Below are 15,403 nucleotides of genomic sequence, written 5' to 3'. Positions count from 1 at the left end.
CCGCCCACCCGCCCGCAGCGATCTCCGGTGTGCTCAGCGAGGAGGGGCACCGCCTTGGGGCTCTGCTTTCAGGAGTGCGAGCAGCCCGGGAAACCTCTTCTCGATGTCCGCGCGTCGTAGTCGGATGCCCTTGCGGTTGCCATAGTCGATCTCGTCAATGAGGCCCGCCTCGCGAAGGACCCGGAAGTGGTGGGTCTGGGTCTGCTTCGAGATCGGAAGATTGAACGAGTTGCAGCCCCGTTCGCTGTCGCTGTGGTCAGCGGCCAACTCCGTCATCACCGAACGACGGTGCTCGTCGGCGAGGGCGCGAAACACCGCACCCAGATCCTGCGCATCGGCCTCCGGCCCGACCTGGTTCATGGTGGCCACGCGACACCCCCTTCAGGTACGACTTGCATCGTACCTCAATGAGGTGCTTCACTAAGGTACGAATTTGATCGTACCTTGACCCGGGTTGCTGCGCGCCGGGGACCTGGTCATCGCCACTCCGAGAGGTCATCGTCATGACGAAGCGCGACGTGCTGATAGTCGGTGCCGGAATCGCCGGGCCCGCACTCGCATACTGGCTCTCCCAGCATGGATACCGGCCGACGGTCGTCGAACATGCCCGGCAGCTGCGCTCCGGCGGTAGCGCGATCGTCGTGAAGGGGCCCGCGATCCCGGTCGCCGAGCGCATGGGCATCCTCCCGCAGCTCCGCGGGCTCGCTACGCGCAATCGGTCGCTGACCCTGCTCGACCCCGGCGGCAGGCGAATCCTGCAGCTCCCGCTCACCTCGGACGAGGCGCCGACGGTTGAGGTAACCCGAGCCGACCTGTCCGAGGTCCTCCACCAGTCGGCGCAGCCCAAGGCCGAGTTCTTGTTCGACGACACGGTCACCGCTCTCGACCAGGACGGAGGCGGGGTCGATGTCACCTTTCGGCGGTCCGCGCCACGGCGCTTCGACTTGGTGGTCGGTGCGGACGGGATGCACTCCACGGTACGGCGCCTGGTATTCGGACCCGAGCGGCAGTTCGTGAGCGATCTGGGTCTGTATGGCGCGACTGTCCCGTTGGAACCCGACGCCATCGAGGACCCGAACGAGATGACGATGCTGACCGTGCCGAACCGGATGCTGGTCGTCCACCCCTCGCGGACCACCCCGCTCGCAATCTTCACTTTCCGGGCCGCACAGCTAGCACCCCACGACCGCAAGAACATCGCACTGCACAAGCAGACAGTGGCCGACGCCTACGCCGACGTGCGGTGGCGGGCACCGGAACTCGTGGCGGCGTACCTCGACCACCCGGCTCCGTTCTTCGATCCCCTGACCACCGTCCGGATGCCGTCGTGGTCCCGCGGACGGGTCGTACTACTCGGGGACGCGGCGGGAGCGACAGCCCTGCTGGGCGACGGGTCCAGTATCGCGATGGCGGGCGCGTACGCCCTCGCGGATGAGCTCGCCGCCCACCCAGGTGATCACGCCCGCGCCTTCGCTGCCTACGAGTCGCGACTCCGCCGTGAAGTAGGCCCACGGCAGCGACGCGTCGGTCTGATCTCCCGGCTCATGGTGCCCCGCACCCGGCCGGGCCTCGTGGTGCGCAACACGGTGGCCCGCGCGGTCAGTCGCACGAGCCGGATCGCCGCTCGCGAAGCCGCGAACCGGTAGACCGGGTCCGCACAGACCGGTCGCCGGTCAGCTCCGCGGTAGTTCTCAGCCGGGTGGACGCCGCCATGTCCGACGAACCCGGCTCGGCCGGCAGCGCTTCGTGCCCATCGTCGGCGAGAGGCCTGTTGCGTGCCGTCGGTGATCACGGCGTGAGCGTGCACGGTGACCGCGTCTCCCCGGACGGCGTCCGCATCGAACGACGCCGAACTGCATGGAACGGCAGCGTTTTCCATCGCTTCTCTGTTTCCGCAGCTGAAAGGTCTGGACCGCCTCGCCAGCAGCAGTTCCGTTTGTATCGAGCAGGAGGCACATGATGGAATTCCTCTTCGACGAGGAGTCCTTCTCCTTCGAGGCCCTGCGCGCAGCGGGCTCCGCCGCCTTCGGCGACGAGGCGGTCGACCGCGCCTTCGGGCAGCTCGCGGGTGCGCAGCGTCCGCTTCGCCTGCTCCAGCATCCGACGATGCCCGGCCGGGTCAGCCTGCGTCATCCGCGCGATGCGGCGCCAGCTCGCCAGCGTTGCTTGCAACGCCTCCAGGCTCAGCGTCTTCGACGCGAGTCGAAACGCTGCGGGAACGCCCGGGTAAGGGGTCTGACCAGGAACAAGTAGAGAAACTTTGAACGCACTGAGTTCGCCGTGGTCGCCCCAGAACCGGGGAGCAGCAGCAGAGTGAAGGGGGTGGACCTTGGCGGCGAGCAGTGCCGAGCAACTGTCGAGTGCAGCTAGAGGTCTAGAGGAGTAAGTCCGAACTCGATCAGTGGCTGGATCGGTTTGAGTAGGTGTTCGCCGGGCCGGGGTGTGCGGTTGCGATACGAGGGCCGCAGGCATCGAGTTCGCGGGAGGTGCAGGCGCAGTCCCCAGATCAGGGACACCGCGGAGCGCAGGCGCTTGTTGCAGCCGGGCTGACCTGGGATGTACGGGAAAGCGCAGGGCAGTGCTCGCGGCACGAACCGCAGCCAGCAAACCTCCGAACGGACGCCGAGCAGGGCTTGTGCCACGGCCAGGGTGAGCAGCTCAACATCCGACAACTTCGGTGCGCGCCCGGTCCGGGTGGACTTGCCCAGCCAATCGTCGATCTTGACCTACAGTGCGGTCAGGAGGGTGTTGAGATCGGTCGTCACGCCGTTAGGACTTACTCGTCCAGGCGCCATCATTTCCATCCCCGTGGTGGTAGAGGCCCTCGATCACGCCGGAATACTTGTCATCGATCGTTCGGCGGCGCAGCTTCATCGTGGGTGTGAGTTCGTGGCCGGGCAGCCACTCGGCGTCCAGGACGGCGAACTTCTTGATCTGCTCGACCCGAGCGAGACCCGCGTTCGCGGCGTCGACCTGTGCCTGGACAGCAGCTGACACTGTCGCCTCGGTGTCGTCGGGGCCGAATGCCGCACGATTCGGCACGACCAGACACACGTTGTAGGGGCGCCGATCTCCGATGACGCACACCTGGCTGATCGCACGACCAGCGGTGAGCACGGCCATCTCGATGTTGGCCGGAGACATGTTCTTACCGGCCGCGTTGATGATGAGCTCTTTCTTGCGGTCGACGATCCACACGAACCCGTCTCCGTCGATCCGCGCGACGTCACCTGTGTGGAACCAGCCGTCCGCATCGATCGCTTCCGCCGTCATCTCGGGCAGGCCACGATAGCGGCGCATGATTTGAGCGCTTCGAACGAGAAGCTCACCGTCGTCGGCGAGCGCAAGTTCGACGCCGCTCAACGGCTTGCCGACGCTTCCCGGCCGCCGGCTGGTCGGCGTGCTGATCGTGACCAGACAGGACACCTCCGACATCCCCAGCACCTCGCAGAGCGGAAGACCGACGGCGTCGAAGAACTCCACGACACTCGGCGGTGTGGGCGCAGCGCCGGTGTTGACCCACGTGGCAGCGTCCAGTCCGAGGCGTTCGCGGACGTGGGCGGCGAGGGCCGGGTTCTCGAGTACGTCGGGGACGAGGTCGCGTTCGTATTCATCCTCTGCCCGGACCTTGAGCTTCTCCCAGATCCGGGGAACTGCGCCGAAGATCGTCGGACGGACCTCCGCGATCGCATCGAACAGCTGGGACGCATCGGCGACCGATGTCACCGTATTGCCGTAGGTCATGAAGGCCGAGTAGTGCGAAGCCCATCGGTCGGCCACGTGGGCCGCTGGCAGAAAGCTGATCTGGCGGCCGCCGCCGCTCAGCGGCAGGGACGCATGCACTCCACGGAGCTGCTCGAGCATGCCACGGTGCGTCAGTTCGACGCCCTTGGGCGGCCCCGTGGTTCCCGACGTGTAGATCAACGTCAGGAGATCATCCGGTCCCACGCCTACGGACGAGAGGTCGAAATCGGTCGTGTCCGCGGCAAGCTCCGACGCGAGCCCCTCGTCGGCAGCGGACGTGTGATCGATCAACAGCACCTGCTCCAGCGGAGTGTCCAGTCGTCGGGTTGCCTCCACCACGCTCGAGAAGGTTTGTTCCGTCACGAGGAGGCGTGCTCCGGAATCGACGAGGACGTGTCTCAGCTGCTCGGCCGGCGCCGTGTTGTAGAGGCTGAACGGCACGGCGCCCAGGAACATGACAGCGGCGTCGACGACGTGGAACTCCGGCCGGTTGCGCAACATGAGGGCCACGACGTCACCGCGACCGACACCTCGCTCCCGAAGACGGCTCGCCACCTCACCGATGCGGGCCAGCATCTGGCGGTATGTCCACACGACCTTCGACTCGTGTGACCGGACGGCCGGCTGATCGAGTCGCGAAGACGCGGTCGCGAGGAGAACCTCGCACAATGAGGTGGACTGCTCCAGCCGGGCAAGTGTGGGGGTGTCGGGTGAACTGTGCGACACGTACCTTCCTTCATGGGTCGCCGTGCCTTCCGGAGGACGCGTCGGCCGAGGTTGCGGTCAGTTCCCGCGCGCCCGCTTCGCGAACCCCACGACGTCGGCGACTGCCGCCTCTGTGCTGGCGCCGACGTAGTGGCGGAAGATGACCTCGGCAGCGTGGACGATGCCCAGGTTCACCCGTGCCGACACCGCGACGCCGGCTCGCGCGAGCTTGCGGGCGAAGGCAATGCCCTCGTCGCGCAGTGGATCCAGCTCGTTGACCGAGATCACGAACGGCGGTAGACCGCGCAGCTCCTCTTCGGTGGCGAAGTAGGGCCACGCGATGGGGTCTTCGATGTGCTCACCGTGCGGGTCGTAGGCACGGACGAGGAGATCCATCATGCCTGTCTCGATGAAGTACCCGTCGTTCTCGACCAACGAAGGCAGCTCGGCGAGTCGCCGTTCGCGGTCCCACCCGTAACCACCGCTGATGTACGGAACGCTGGCGTAGACGCCGTCGATAACGTCGATCCCCCGCCGCTTCGCGAGCAGTGCCGTGGCGATCGCCAGGTTACCGCCGCCCGACTCACCTTGGATGACGACCGACGAGAGGCCGAGCTCGCCCCTGTGCTCATGGACCCACACTGCACCGGCGAGGCAGTCCTCGACCCCGGCGGGGAAGGGATCGTGGGTCGCCGCGGTGCAGGCATTGCGGAAATCGACCATCACGACGACCGCACCGGCGAGGGCGACGTCGGTGCACCAGCGGCGGTGCACCGGATTGTCGGTGGTCAGGATCGCCATGCCGCCGCCGTGCGCGTAGACGACGCCGGGCAACGGGCCGGCCACGCCACGCGGTCGGAAGATGTGCAGGGTGATCTCATTGCCGTCCACCCCGGTGATGCTCGCGGTGCTCACGTCGACGTCGTCGCTGTCACCGGGCAGGGACAGCTCGATCGTCTCGTACAGCGTCTGGAACCCGTCGTGTGCGGCGCAGACGGCCGCCAACACGGTCTCGAGGTCGTCGGACGAGGAGACGGGCGGAGGCGCTCCGGTGACGTCGAGTCCGACGGCAGCGAGGCCGGCGAGCATCGCCGGGGAGAAGCGCTCGTCGCTCACGGGCGAGCGGGCATCGTCGCCGAGTCGGCCTGGCAATACGGGGGCGGTTCGGAACGGGATCGCAGTCATGCCCACCTCATCGTGGTATCGGTCACATTGCCCGTCACTGTAGGTCGGGATGTTACATTTGACAATAGGTAACAGGCACCCTGGATCAGGTGGTCGCACGATGGCCGTGGACCGGCCGTCGCGGACGGCTCCTTGTTACATTGGCGAGCATGTAACATGCTCATGACGCTGCACGGCCGTCGGGCCGCTCTCGGTCGAGGAGTCCGCACCATGCTTGGTCCAGTCCGCCGCCCGCCGTACCTCTCGCGGGCTCTACGTCAACAGGACTCGGACCGCGACGCCGACCTTCCTCGCGTCGGGCTCGCCGCCGCAGATCATGTCGACGTAGCAGAACGACTCGGCGATGCGGACCAACAGATAGGCGAGGTCTTCTATCGGCATGCGCTCGGCGCTCTCCGGGAGCTCATCGCGCAGGAGCTCGGCCACGTACGCGATGAAGTTGCGCTGCACGTCACTGCTGCGGGTGGTCAGGATACGAAGGGCGATCTCGCCCTCCTGACGCAGGAACGCCCGCTGGAACGGCGCGTCGAGCACCGTCGCGATGAATCCTTCGAGCGTGCCCGCCACGACCTCGACACCCGATCCGGTCGACATGTCCCGGGCGCGATCGAGCGCGTTCTCGGCCAGGGCCCAGGTGATCGTCCCGATCAACTGGTCCCGGCTGCCGACCCAGCGATTGATCGTCATGCGGCTGACGCCGAGCTCGTCTGCGAGCGCCCGCATCTCGATGCGCTGGCTGTTGATGAACCACTTGCGCGCCAAGCGAACCGCCGCGTCCCGTCCCTGTGGCTCCGGCGTGCGCGTGCCGGCGGCGTCGTCGGGGAGGGCGGCTTTCGACACGGGTCGAGACTATCCGTGGACGCGCCCTCGTCGCACCCCGTGGGGGAGCGCGAACCGGCGGGTCCAGCGCCGATGCGGACGCGAACGGTAACCCGCTGAACGGTCCATAGGAGAGGCGCATCACGTGAAGAACACCAGAATCGTCCTGGCAGCCCGGCCCGACGGCGAACCGGCAGACGGCGATTTCCGAATGGAGTCGTCGTCGACACCGACACTGGGGCGTGGGGAACTGCTTCTGCGCACCATCTATCTCTCGTTGGATCCGTACATGCGAGGGCGGATGAACGCGGCTCGTTCGTATGTGGATCCGGTGGAACTGGGCGCGGTCATGGTCGGCGCGACAGTGAGCGAGGTGGTCGAGTCGGCCGACGACGCCTTCGCTCCCGGGGACGTCGTCCTCGCCGGTTCAGGGTGGCAGGAGTTCGCCGTGGCTACGGCGAGCCAGGTGCGCCGGCTGGATCCGTCCGTAGCGCCGATCACGACAGCGCTCGGTGTCCTGGGCATGCCGGGCTTCACCGCCTACGCGGGCGTGACCGCGATCGGGAAGCCGAAGCGGGGTGAGACCCTCGTCGTGGCTGCCGCGACGGGGCCGGTGGGCGCGACGGTCGGCCAGATCGCCTCGGCCCTCGGCGCGAGGACGGTGGGGATCGTCGGAGGGGCGGCGAAGGAGGCAGTCGCTCGCCGGTTCGGCTTCGATGCAGTCATCGACCGCAAAGTGGGGGAACTCGGCGAGGCATTGGATGCTGCGGCACCCGACGGGATCGACGTCTACTTCGAGAACGTCGGAGGCGCTGTGTGGGACGCCGTCCTGCCTCGGCTCAACACCTACGCGCGGGTGCCGGTGTGCGGCCTGATCGCCACGCTCAACGGCCCGGCAGCCACCTCCGGTCCGGCCCACTCGCCGGCGCTGATGAGAACCGTGCTGACCAAGAGCCTGACCATCCGAGGGTTCATCCAGGACGAGTTCCGAGAGTCCCTGACGACGTCCTTCGCCGCCGACATGACCAGGTGGGTCCGGGACGGGCAGGTCACCTACCTCGAGGACATCACGTCGGGCCTAGCCAATGCGCCCAAGGTGTTCCGGGGCATGCTCCGTGGGGAGAACCTCGGCAAGACGATCATTCAGGTGGGCGAGGATCCCACGATCCGCGATCGGGGAGCCCGATGAGCCGCGCGCTGTTCGACTGCGCCGACCCCGAGGTCAATCCTTACGCCTTGATGACCTCGCTCATCGTCCCGCGGCCGATCGCGTGGATCTCCACGATGTCGAAGGACGGAGTCGGCAACCTCGCTCCGCACTCGTTCTTCAGCGTCGCCTGCGCCTCCCCGCCGATCATCTGCTTCACGTCGGTCGGCCGCAAGGACACGCTGGCGAACATCCTCGCCACCGGACAGTTCGTCGTCAACGTCGCCACCGAGCCGATGCTGCACCTGGTCAACAACAGCGCGGCGGCCTTCGGGGCGGGTGTCGACGAGGCCGAGGTCCTGGGCATCGAGATGGAGCCGAGCGCATCGGTCGAGGTTCCCCGCGTGGCGGCGTCCCCGGCATCTCTCGAATGCGTGTTCCATTCGATGCAGGACCTCGGAGACTCGGTCCACGTGCTGGGCACGGTCCTGCGGATCTGCGTGGACGAGGACGCGATCGAGCACGGGCTGCCGCAGATCGACCGGCTGCGGCCCCTGTCCCGACTGGGTGCGAACGAATGGGGCCTGACACCGCCCGTCACCGCGGTCGATCGGCCGATGCACCCGAGGGACATCGCCCACCAGCCCTAGCTCAGGCGTACCCGCGCAGGGTTGCGGCCGGTCACGGCGTGACCGAGGTCTGGGCGATGGTGGCGGAGGTCGGGTTGCGACCAGCACCCCGTACTTGGCGTCCGGTCGGACGAGGCGCCGATGCGCGGCAGGAGACTCACGGCCACGCCGAGGGTATGCCCAGCCGACTCGTCGACGCGTATGCGTGCTCGACCGGGGTGCCCCGCGTGCTTGGCCCAGCACATCTGCCCATGAAGCGACGACTCCTCGGCACGCAGGCCCATGCTCCCGGATGTCGCGCAGCAGGCCGAGGATCTGCTGCTGCAGCGTGACGTCGAGCGCCGTCGTGGGCTCGTCCGCGATGATCAGCTCCGGGCCGGCCGCCAGCGCGCGCAGGTGCACGTCCTGATCCGCCTGCGGGAAGGGGATTTCCGGTACTCGGTGTCCGAAGTGGACGCCATGCTGACCGACGTCCGGCACGCGGTGATCTCCGGTGCCGCGGTCGACGTGTGCGCCGATCCGGTGGCGGCGGTGGAGACGCTGGTGGCGCTGCGCGTGCGGCGGGTGCTGTCCTCGGGCAGGGCGGCGCGCGCCGGGGACGGGGCCCCGGTGCTCCGGCGCATGGTCGCCGCCGTGGGCGGTGTGCTGTCGGTGATGGCGTGCGGCGGGATCCGCCCGCACAACGCGCGGGCCATCGCCGCGGCGACGGGCGTGCGCGACCTGCACGCGGCGCCGCGCTGTCATCTCCCGGCATCCCCGCCGAGCTGAGCGGCTCTCACTCCGGGGACGGCCGCGACGCATGCCCCGACCGTCCCGTGTGGAGCGAACCGGGTCGATCAGCGGGGTCCGGTCGTCCGCCTCACGATTGGGCGCACGGCCGCGGCGTAGAACTCCGCCGGGTCCTGGGCGAGGCCGGCCTTCGTGGTCCGGCTCCACTCGTCGGCGAGGACCTCGACGGCGCCGTCGGCCAGGCCGTCGAGCGCGGCCCCGATGACCTCGCTCGGCTTGAGCTTGGGCCCGTCGTAGTCGCCCGTCATGTCGGTGGCGGCGGAGCCGAGGTGCACGCCCAGCACCTGCGTGCCCTGCCCGGCGAGTTCGACGCGCGTGCCGGCGGTCAGGCTCCACTCCGCCGCCTTCGCGGCCGAGTACGACGTGGCCCCGTCCCAGGAGAACCAGGACAGTACCGACAGGACGTTGATGATGGCCCCGCCACCGTTGCCGCCGAGGATGTCGGCGAAGGCGCGGGTGACCGTCAGCGTGCCGAAGAAGTGGACCTCCATCTCCCGGCGGACCTGCGCCAGGTCGCCGCGGATGAGGTTCTGGCCGGTCGCGATCCCGGCGTTGTTGACGAGCAGGGTCACGTCCCCCGCCTGCTGGGCGGCCCGCTCGATGCTCTCCGGGTCGAGCACGTCCAGTGCCATGGGCACGACGCCCGGCGTCGTGATGGTGCTGGTGTCGCGCGCGGCGGCGTACACCTTCTTGGCGCCCCGCTCCCTCAGCTGCTCGACGAATTCCCGGCCGAGGCCGCGATTGGCCCCAGTGACCAAGGCGACCGATCCCGCGATCTCCACGATGGTGTCCTTTCCTGTTGTGGTTCCGATCGCAGGGTAGAATCTGACATAGATGTCAGGTTCAACGAGAAGTGGCGGGGGTTACAGTGAGCGAAGAAGACCAGCGGATGCGCATCGGCGAGCTGTCCGCCCGCACGGGCGTCAGCATCCGCTCGCTCCGGTACTACGAGCAGCGCGGCCTGCTGACCTCCATCCGGACGACGGGAGCGCAGCGGCTCTACCCGGAAGACGCGGTGGACCGCGTGCGCATGCTGCGCCGGATGTTCGACGCCGGCCTGTCGAGCGAGACGATCGCCGCGCTGCTGCCGTGCGTCGACACCCCCTCGGACGACATCACCGTGGAGACGCTGGAGGTGATGCGAAGCGAGCGGGAGCGGATCGACGCGCAGATCTCGGCCCTGCTCACCACGCGCGACCACCTCGACGCCCTGATGGCCGGGGCGGCGGACCACCTCGCCCGGCAGCGTGACGACGCACTCGCCGCCGCCGGATGATGTCGCTTCCGGCCGCCGCCCAATCGGCGGCCTTCACGTCGAGCTCGGCCCGCCGCCGCATTCGAAACTCCACGACGGCTTTCCTCCGGCGGCGGTGGACGTGATCGACGGGCGGATCAGCAGGAAGCGGGCCTCTTTCTCCGCCGCCGGGCAGTGTTCCGTCCCGCGCGGGATCACGTAGAGATCGCCAGGGCGCAGCTCGACGTCCCCGGTGCGCAGCCGGATCCGCTGCCTACCGCTGAGCAGCGGGAACGTTTCGTCCTGGTCGTCGTGCTGGTGCCAGTTCGTGGAGCCGATGCCCTTCGCGACCCTTGAACAGGTTGCCGTTGGCCTCGGTGAGGAGCCGCTGCGACGAGAACTCGGTGAGTTCGGCCGCTTCGCGGGCCAGATCGATCGCGGTCCTGATCATCCTCCCTTTCCTACCAACCGGTTCCGGTGGGCCTGCTCCTCGACGAGGGATCGAACCCGTTCGAGTTCGCCTGTGTGTGCGAAGTGTCCGGAGCCCGCCGCCGGCGCGAGATCGGGCGGGAGCTCTACACGCTCCAGGTCATCGCGCGCACCGCTCGATCCCCGTGCGCGAGCACCTGTTCACCGTGGGAAGCGCGGCACCGCTGTCGGCGCTGCGGGACGACCTGCTCTTCGTCGACGACGGTTCGGTCCTCACCTCGGCGGGCAGCGCGGCCGCCCTCGATCTATCAGCATTCGGCGTGTGACCAACGCCGAATTGGAAGTCCGTGTCCATCAGGTGGGCTGTGGGCGGATACGTTCGGCGGCAGCGGCACCACGTCGTCGGCCGTTGTGAGCGCCACAGGCGTGGCAAACATGTACCCGGTAATGATCTGGGGTGCCACATCCTCCCGCCGGCTTTCGCCGACAACACTTCGGCGATGCCCCGGGGCTTGGGATCTCGTGGCACCTGCCGTCAAGCCATTTGCGGACGTCGTTGTGATCGGCTCGCAGCGGTTCTTGTGAGGGTCGCGGCAAAAGTGGGGCAGACGATCATGAACGGCACCCAGCACAACCCGCCTGGCCAGCGGAAACAGTGCCCCCGACGGGATGGCACGCAAACCATCATTACTGAGAGACACACGACTTGCGTTCATCGCATGGTCCTCCTCTCTAGTGACGGTGTTGCTCGTGATGGGTATTGCGATCACGTTCGACTTGCGGATCGCCTGTGACACCGCTTGAAGAGTCCCCCCGATCAGGGTGATCCTGCAGGTGGCCACCCGAGTGTCATGGTTGTAACGGATCTCAAGGCGAAGAGCTTCAAACAGTTGACGGGTCAGCTCATCTGGTAAGCCGCCCAACCTTATGCGACCGGTGGGTAGCTGCTGCAAAAGGGCTGCGTTCGGGGCCTTTTGTGCGTCCGCTTTGGCTTCGTCGAGCTGCGATTCTAGGGCTGTTCGTTCGACTTTCAACTCTGCGCGTCGCTCGTTGATGTCGCGTATCAGGTCCTGATTGACGTCCTTGGCGATTTCGAGAGTGCGCAGTAGGTTCCTGCTCTTCGTGTGGGTATCGATAATAGCTCGTTCGAGTGCGTGGATGCGATGGTTTCGGTCTCGCTGGGCGGCTCCGTCGACTGCTTTGAGGTTGAGGGCGAGGAGGTCTTGACGATATGCGCCGAAAACTCTCGTCGATAGAAAGCTTTCCAAGGTATCCAGCAATGTGTCTTCTCGAACTCGGCAGATCGTTGGGTGCCCCTCCGGTCGCCACGCCCGCTTCGGAGCACACGCATAGTAGCGATGGGCGGTCGGAGTATTGCCAGACATTCGCCGACCGCACAAGTCGCAATAGACGAAGCTACGTAACGGGTACACCAGCTTCGTCTTGGTATCTTTACGCTTCCCCGGAGCAGTTGTGGATCGTTCACGGTGCGACGCGACCTGCTGGGCCATGACGAAGGTTTCCAAGTCGACCAGCGCCTCGTGCGCGGGGGCAGGCGACCAAACCCATTCAGCGGTGGGGTTGACACTATTCTTACCGTTGCCCTTGCGGGCGCGCCGGTTCCAGACCATGTGACCGGTGTGTTTGGGATTGGTCAGGACCTCGCGGACACTGGAGTAGGTCCAGATGCCGACCGCCCGTGCTGGGTCGACAGGGGTGGGCGGCGGATTCGTGATGAGATCAGTGTTGAGTCGATCGGCAATGGCCTGGTAACCAAGGCGCTCGCGTACCCGCCAGCTGAACACTTTACGTACGACCGCGCCTTCGACCTCGTGCACCTTCAGCCTGGTCTTCTTCATTCCCTTGGCCCGCTTCGCGGGTACGGGATGCTTGATGTGCTCAGCACGGTAGCCGTAACAGGGCTTGCCGACGTTGTAACCCTGGTCGGTGTGTGTCTCGAATCCGTCCCAGCTCTTCTCCAGCATCTCTGTGACGTACCACTCGGCGACACCTTGCTTGACACGCCGAGTCAGAACCTGTGTGGCGGTCTTCGTTCGTCGCCCCGGTTGGGCGAGGCGGACACCTTCATCGACCGCGACTAGGAGGATTCCGTGTTGTTCGAGCTGGTGCTCGATTTTGGTGCCAATGTAAGTCCTGCGCGCGATTCGGGAGATATCTTCGCAGATGACGACATCAAATCGACGATCAGGACGTGCAGCCTCGTCGAGGAGTTCCTGAATGCCGCCGTCGCGCGGAATCGGAATGTCGAACAGCTCATGGGCGCGCCCCTCGCTCCGCGCTGCAGCCTCCTTGCGTCCCGACTCTATGTCGTAGAAGTGAGCGGTGATAACGGCGTTCTCCGGCAAAGCGCCCTCGCAGTTGTGCAACTGGCGGGGAATCCGGCGTCCACTGCCACGGGTACGAGCCGACGAACCGCGCGAACCGGCGAACCGCATCTACCCGTTGCTTACGCGTCGACGCGGCCAGCAGTCGGCTCGCCTGCTGGCGGTCCCATCCGGTCAGCATCGCCGCGAACATCGCCTCGGCCGGATCCAGGTGCCGCACCGCGCCCCGGTCCCCGAGAACGAGATGCGCCGCACCTGCGACATCGACCACACGAACGGCCACCACGACGCCCTTCATCAGGAGACGGAATCCTTCTTCTAATGAAAGAATACTAAGTGGACACACAGATGATCCATCGACCAAAGCCGTCACGGTAAGGTCTCATCGTCGACAGAGTTCCCGCTGGTGACAGCTTTGCCGACCGTTGGACAACGGCCCGAATCCATCATCAGATGAAACTTTTGTCAAAATCATGGGTATCGCCTGGGGTCTGTCTCAGCGCTGCGCACCGTTCGTGGAACGCGACGCCGAGCTACGCGCCCGCGGGATGGCCCCGATCCAAGCCCGCGTCGCTCTGGCCCGCCACGCCTGCCGACTTGCCTACCGGATGCTGCGCACCCAACAGCCCTTCGACGAACAGCGCTACCGTCAAGGCAGGCACCCGAGCGGACGGTGACGGCCCTGTTAGCTATGCCGCTCGACGGCGCAACCTAGCTTGCCGCCCGCCCGCTCGGGGCCGCTCACGGCGAACACGAAAGCCTGCCCCACGAGGGCGACTGATCAGCCAGCCGACCACAGCGGCCCCACCACGCCATGACACCAGCGCGTCCTGCCCAGCACCGGTATTGACAACCGGTGCGCGCCAGCATGCCCAACAACAACGTTGACAACCCGCCCGAAAGCTAGTACTCCAGCCATAGGTCGTGATGGTTATGGACGTTGGTGCTGGTAGTAGCTGACCTTGGCTCGGTATTGGTGGCGTCGACGCCAGGTTGACCAGGCGTCCCGGTCGGTGATGCGGCGTGCGGGTTCGATGACATGGACGACGAGTAGGCGACGGATTTCGTTGCAGGTCAACGCGATCAGACCGTCAGGTGCTGCGGTGCGGGCCTCTGCGGCGGTGGTGACGGCGAGCAGGGCGTAGGCGAGCATCGCGAAGATCATCCAGCGGCGCCAGGGCTGCCAGCGGCAGTGCTGGTAAGGAGACGTTCTTCCCGCTCCCGCCGGTCCGAGGCGGGTCGGCTCGGTCTCAGCCGAGCACCTCGGCCAGCGGCAGTGCCTGCATGCCGTGCGCCTCGGCGACCGGGCCGTAGGTGACGTGCCCGGCGTGGGTGTTCAGGCCCAGGGCCAGCGCCGGGTCGGACTTGACGGCGTCGCGCCAGCCGCCGTTGGCCAGCTCCAGCGCGTACGGCAGGGTGACGTTGGTCAGCGCGTAGGTGCTGGTGTGCGGGACCGCGCCGGGCATGTTGGCCACGCAGTAGAACATCGACTCGTGCACCCGGTAGACCGGGTCGGCGTGCGTGGTCGGACGCGAGTCCTCGAAGCAGCCGCCCTGGTCGATGGCGATGTCGACGAGCACGCTGCCCGGCTTCATCCGCGACACCAGCTCGTTGGAGATCAGGTTCGGCGCCTTCGTGCCGGGCACCAGGACCGCGCCGATGACCAGGTCGGCGTCGATCACGGCCTTCTCGATCTCGTACGCGTTCGACGCGATCGTCTGCAGGTGACCGCGATAGTCGGCGTCGGCCGCGCGCAACCGGGCAATGTTCTTGTCCAGCACCAGCACCTCGGCCTGCATGCCCAGCGCGATCGCCGCGGCGTTCATGCCGGAGACGCCGGCGCCGATGACGACGACCTTGGCCGCGTACACGCCCGGGACGCCGCCCATGAGCACGCCACGGCCACCGCCGGACCGCATCAGGTGGTAGGAGCCGACCTGCGGGGCCAGCCGGCCGGCGACCTCCGACATGGGGGCCAGCAGCGGCAGCGAGCGGTCGGGCAGCTCGACCGTCTCGCACGCGATGCCGGTCACCTTGCGGTCGATCAGCGCGTCCGTGCACTCCTTGGACGCCGCCAGGTGCAGGTACGTGAACAGCACCTGGCCCTCGCGCATCCGGCCGTACTCCTCGGCGATCGGCTCCTTGACCTTCAGGATCAGGTCGCCGGTGGCCCACACGTCGTCCGGGCCGTCGAGGATCGTGGCCCCGGCGGCGACGTAGTCGGCGTCGGTGATCGAGGAGCCGGCACCGGCGCCGGCCTGCACGTACACCTCGTGACCGGCCCGGTTCAGCTCGAAGACCCCCGCGGGGGTGATCGCCACCCGGAACTCGTTGTTCTTGACTTCACTCGGAATGCCCACCTTCATGAGTCGACACC

The 15,403-nt window shown here is 66.9% G+C and carries 18 protein-coding genes and 2 pseudogenes; 7 read left to right on the top strand and 13 right to left on the bottom strand.

The window, feature by feature from the left end; genetic code table 11:
* Positions 1-33: 33 nt before the first annotated feature.
* Positions 34-360: an ArsR/SmtB family transcription factor gene (locus tag GKO32_RS12865; RefSeq protein ID WP_154757082.1), complete on the bottom strand. Its 327-nt coding sequence runs from the start codon at positions 358-360 to the stop codon at positions 34-36.
* A 143-nt stretch (positions 361-503) separates the two neighbouring features.
* On the opposite strand from GKO32_RS12865, the gene GKO32_RS12860 reads away from it, so the two are divergent.
* Complete coding sequence (locus tag GKO32_RS12860; protein ID WP_154757051.1) at positions 504-1,646, top strand: FAD-dependent monooxygenase; 1,143 nt, start codon at positions 504-506, stop codon at positions 1,644-1,646.
* 142 nt (positions 1,647-1,788) lie between these two features.
* On the opposite strand, the gene GKO32_RS38975 is transcribed toward GKO32_RS12860, so the two are convergent.
* The 5 genes and pseudogenes from GKO32_RS38975 to GKO32_RS12840 form a co-directional block, all read right to left on the bottom strand.
* Positions 1,789-2,472 (bottom strand): DUF6247 family protein, encoded by a 684-nt coding sequence (locus tag GKO32_RS38975; protein WP_246243577.1) that lies wholly within the window; start codon positions 2,470-2,472, stop codon positions 1,789-1,791.
* A pseudogene (locus tag GKO32_RS40770) lies at positions 2,394-2,720 on the bottom strand (hypothetical protein); the annotation flags it as partial. The gene GKO32_RS38975 and the pseudogene GKO32_RS40770, both read right to left, overlap by 79 nt.
* Positions 2,721-2,769: 49 nt before the next feature.
* On the bottom strand, positions 2,770-4,470 hold the full coding sequence (locus tag GKO32_RS12850) for an AMP-dependent synthetase/ligase (protein ID WP_312867840.1): 1,701 nt from the start codon (positions 4,468-4,470) through the stop codon (positions 2,770-2,772).
* 57 nt (positions 4,471-4,527) lie between these two features.
* Entirely contained in the window at positions 4,528-5,634 is a 1,107-nt protein-coding gene (locus GKO32_RS12845; RefSeq protein ID WP_154757050.1) for an alpha/beta hydrolase fold domain-containing protein, read from the bottom strand.
* A 252-nt stretch (positions 5,635-5,886) separates the two neighbouring features.
* Positions 5,887-6,474, bottom strand: a complete 588-nt coding sequence (locus tag GKO32_RS12840) for a QsdR family transcriptional regulator (RefSeq protein ID WP_312867839.1) — start codon at positions 6,472-6,474, stop codon at positions 5,887-5,889.
* Positions 6,475-6,598: 124 nt separating this feature from the next.
* Between GKO32_RS12840 and curA the strand changes: the two genes are divergently transcribed.
* Positions 6,599-7,642 carry an NADPH-dependent curcumin/dihydrocurcumin reductase gene (curA, locus tag GKO32_RS12835; protein WP_312867838.1) on the top strand — a complete coding sequence of 348 codons (1,044 nt, stop codon included), beginning with the start codon at positions 6,599-6,601 and terminating at the stop codon, positions 7,640-7,642.
* Positions 7,639-8,250 (top strand): flavin reductase family protein, encoded by a 612-nt coding sequence (locus GKO32_RS12830; protein ID WP_154757049.1) that lies wholly within the window; start codon positions 7,639-7,641, stop codon positions 8,248-8,250. The genes curA and GKO32_RS12830 overlap by 4 nt, the downstream gene beginning before the upstream one ends.
* 264 nt (positions 8,251-8,514) lie before the next feature.
* On the opposite strand, the pseudogene GKO32_RS40765 reads toward GKO32_RS12830, so the two are convergent.
* Positions 8,515-8,619, bottom strand: a pseudogene (locus GKO32_RS40765) (ABC transporter ATP-binding protein); the annotation flags it as partial.
* Positions 8,620-8,625: 6 nt separating this feature from the next.
* Between GKO32_RS40765 and GKO32_RS12825 the strand changes: the two are divergent.
* Positions 8,626-8,997 carry a copper homeostasis protein CutC gene (locus tag GKO32_RS12825; protein WP_312867842.1) on the top strand — a complete coding sequence of 124 codons (372 nt, stop codon included), beginning with the start codon at positions 8,626-8,628 and terminating at the stop codon, positions 8,995-8,997.
* A 68-nt stretch (positions 8,998-9,065) separates the two neighbouring features.
* Here the strand turns inward: GKO32_RS12825 and GKO32_RS12820 are convergent, their stop codons facing one another.
* Positions 9,066-9,800, bottom strand: coding sequence for an SDR family oxidoreductase (locus tag GKO32_RS12820; protein WP_312867837.1), 735 nt, complete (start codon positions 9,798-9,800; stop codon positions 9,066-9,068).
* A gap of 86 nt (positions 9,801-9,886) precedes the next feature.
* Between GKO32_RS12820 and GKO32_RS12815 the strand changes: the two genes are divergently transcribed.
* Positions 9,887-10,294, top strand: a complete 408-nt coding sequence (locus GKO32_RS12815) for a MerR family transcriptional regulator (RefSeq protein ID WP_312867836.1) — start codon at positions 9,887-9,889, stop codon at positions 10,292-10,294.
* 33 nt (positions 10,295-10,327) lie between these two features.
* On the opposite strand, the gene GKO32_RS40510 is transcribed toward GKO32_RS12815, so the two are convergent.
* Positions 10,328-10,591 (bottom strand): cupin domain-containing protein, encoded by a 264-nt coding sequence (locus GKO32_RS40510; RefSeq protein ID WP_376765952.1) that lies wholly within the window; start codon positions 10,589-10,591, stop codon positions 10,328-10,330.
* Positions 10,527-10,703 (bottom strand): hypothetical protein, encoded by a 177-nt coding sequence (locus GKO32_RS12805; RefSeq protein WP_154757047.1) that lies wholly within the window; start codon positions 10,701-10,703, stop codon positions 10,527-10,529. The genes GKO32_RS40510 and GKO32_RS12805 overlap by 65 nt, the downstream gene beginning before the upstream one ends.
* A 163-nt stretch (positions 10,704-10,866) precedes the next feature.
* Between GKO32_RS12805 and GKO32_RS12800 the strand changes: the two genes are divergently transcribed.
* Positions 10,867-11,007, top strand: a complete 141-nt coding sequence (locus tag GKO32_RS12800) for a hypothetical protein (RefSeq protein ID WP_154757046.1) — start codon at positions 10,867-10,869, stop codon at positions 11,005-11,007.
* Here the strand turns inward: GKO32_RS12800 and GKO32_RS12795 are convergent.
* A complete protein-coding gene (locus tag GKO32_RS12795; RefSeq protein WP_154757045.1) occupies positions 10,990-13,137 on the bottom strand; it encodes a recombinase family protein in 2,148 nt (715 codons plus the stop codon). The genes GKO32_RS12800 and GKO32_RS12795 overlap by 18 nt on opposite strands.
* A 362-nt stretch (positions 13,138-13,499) precedes the next feature.
* On the opposite strand from GKO32_RS12795, the gene GKO32_RS12790 reads away from it, so the two are divergent.
* A complete protein-coding gene (locus tag GKO32_RS12790; RefSeq protein ID WP_154757044.1) occupies positions 13,500-13,703 on the top strand; it encodes a hypothetical protein in 204 nt (67 codons plus the stop codon).
* A gap of 254 nt (positions 13,704-13,957) precedes the next feature.
* On the opposite strand, the gene GKO32_RS12785 is transcribed toward GKO32_RS12790, so the two are convergent.
* Together GKO32_RS12785 and ald are read right to left on the bottom strand one after the other, a co-directional pair.
* Positions 13,958-14,179: a hypothetical protein gene (locus GKO32_RS12785; protein WP_154757043.1), complete on the bottom strand. Its 222-nt coding sequence runs from the start codon at positions 14,177-14,179 to the stop codon at positions 13,958-13,960.
* 97 nt (positions 14,180-14,276) lie between these two features.
* Entirely contained in the window at positions 14,277-15,392 is a 1,116-nt protein-coding gene (ald, locus tag GKO32_RS12780; protein WP_154757042.1) for an alanine dehydrogenase, read from the bottom strand.
* Positions 15,393-15,403 lie beyond the last annotated feature (11 nt).

It is taken from the genome of Amycolatopsis pithecellobii (genome assembly GCF_009707865.1).
GTDB lineage: Bacteria > Actinomycetota > Actinomycetes > Mycobacteriales > Pseudonocardiaceae > Amycolatopsis_E > Amycolatopsis_E pithecellobii.
The sequence above is the reverse complement of the archived record's forward strand: the minus strand, read 5'-3'. Positions and strand labels throughout refer to the sequence as shown.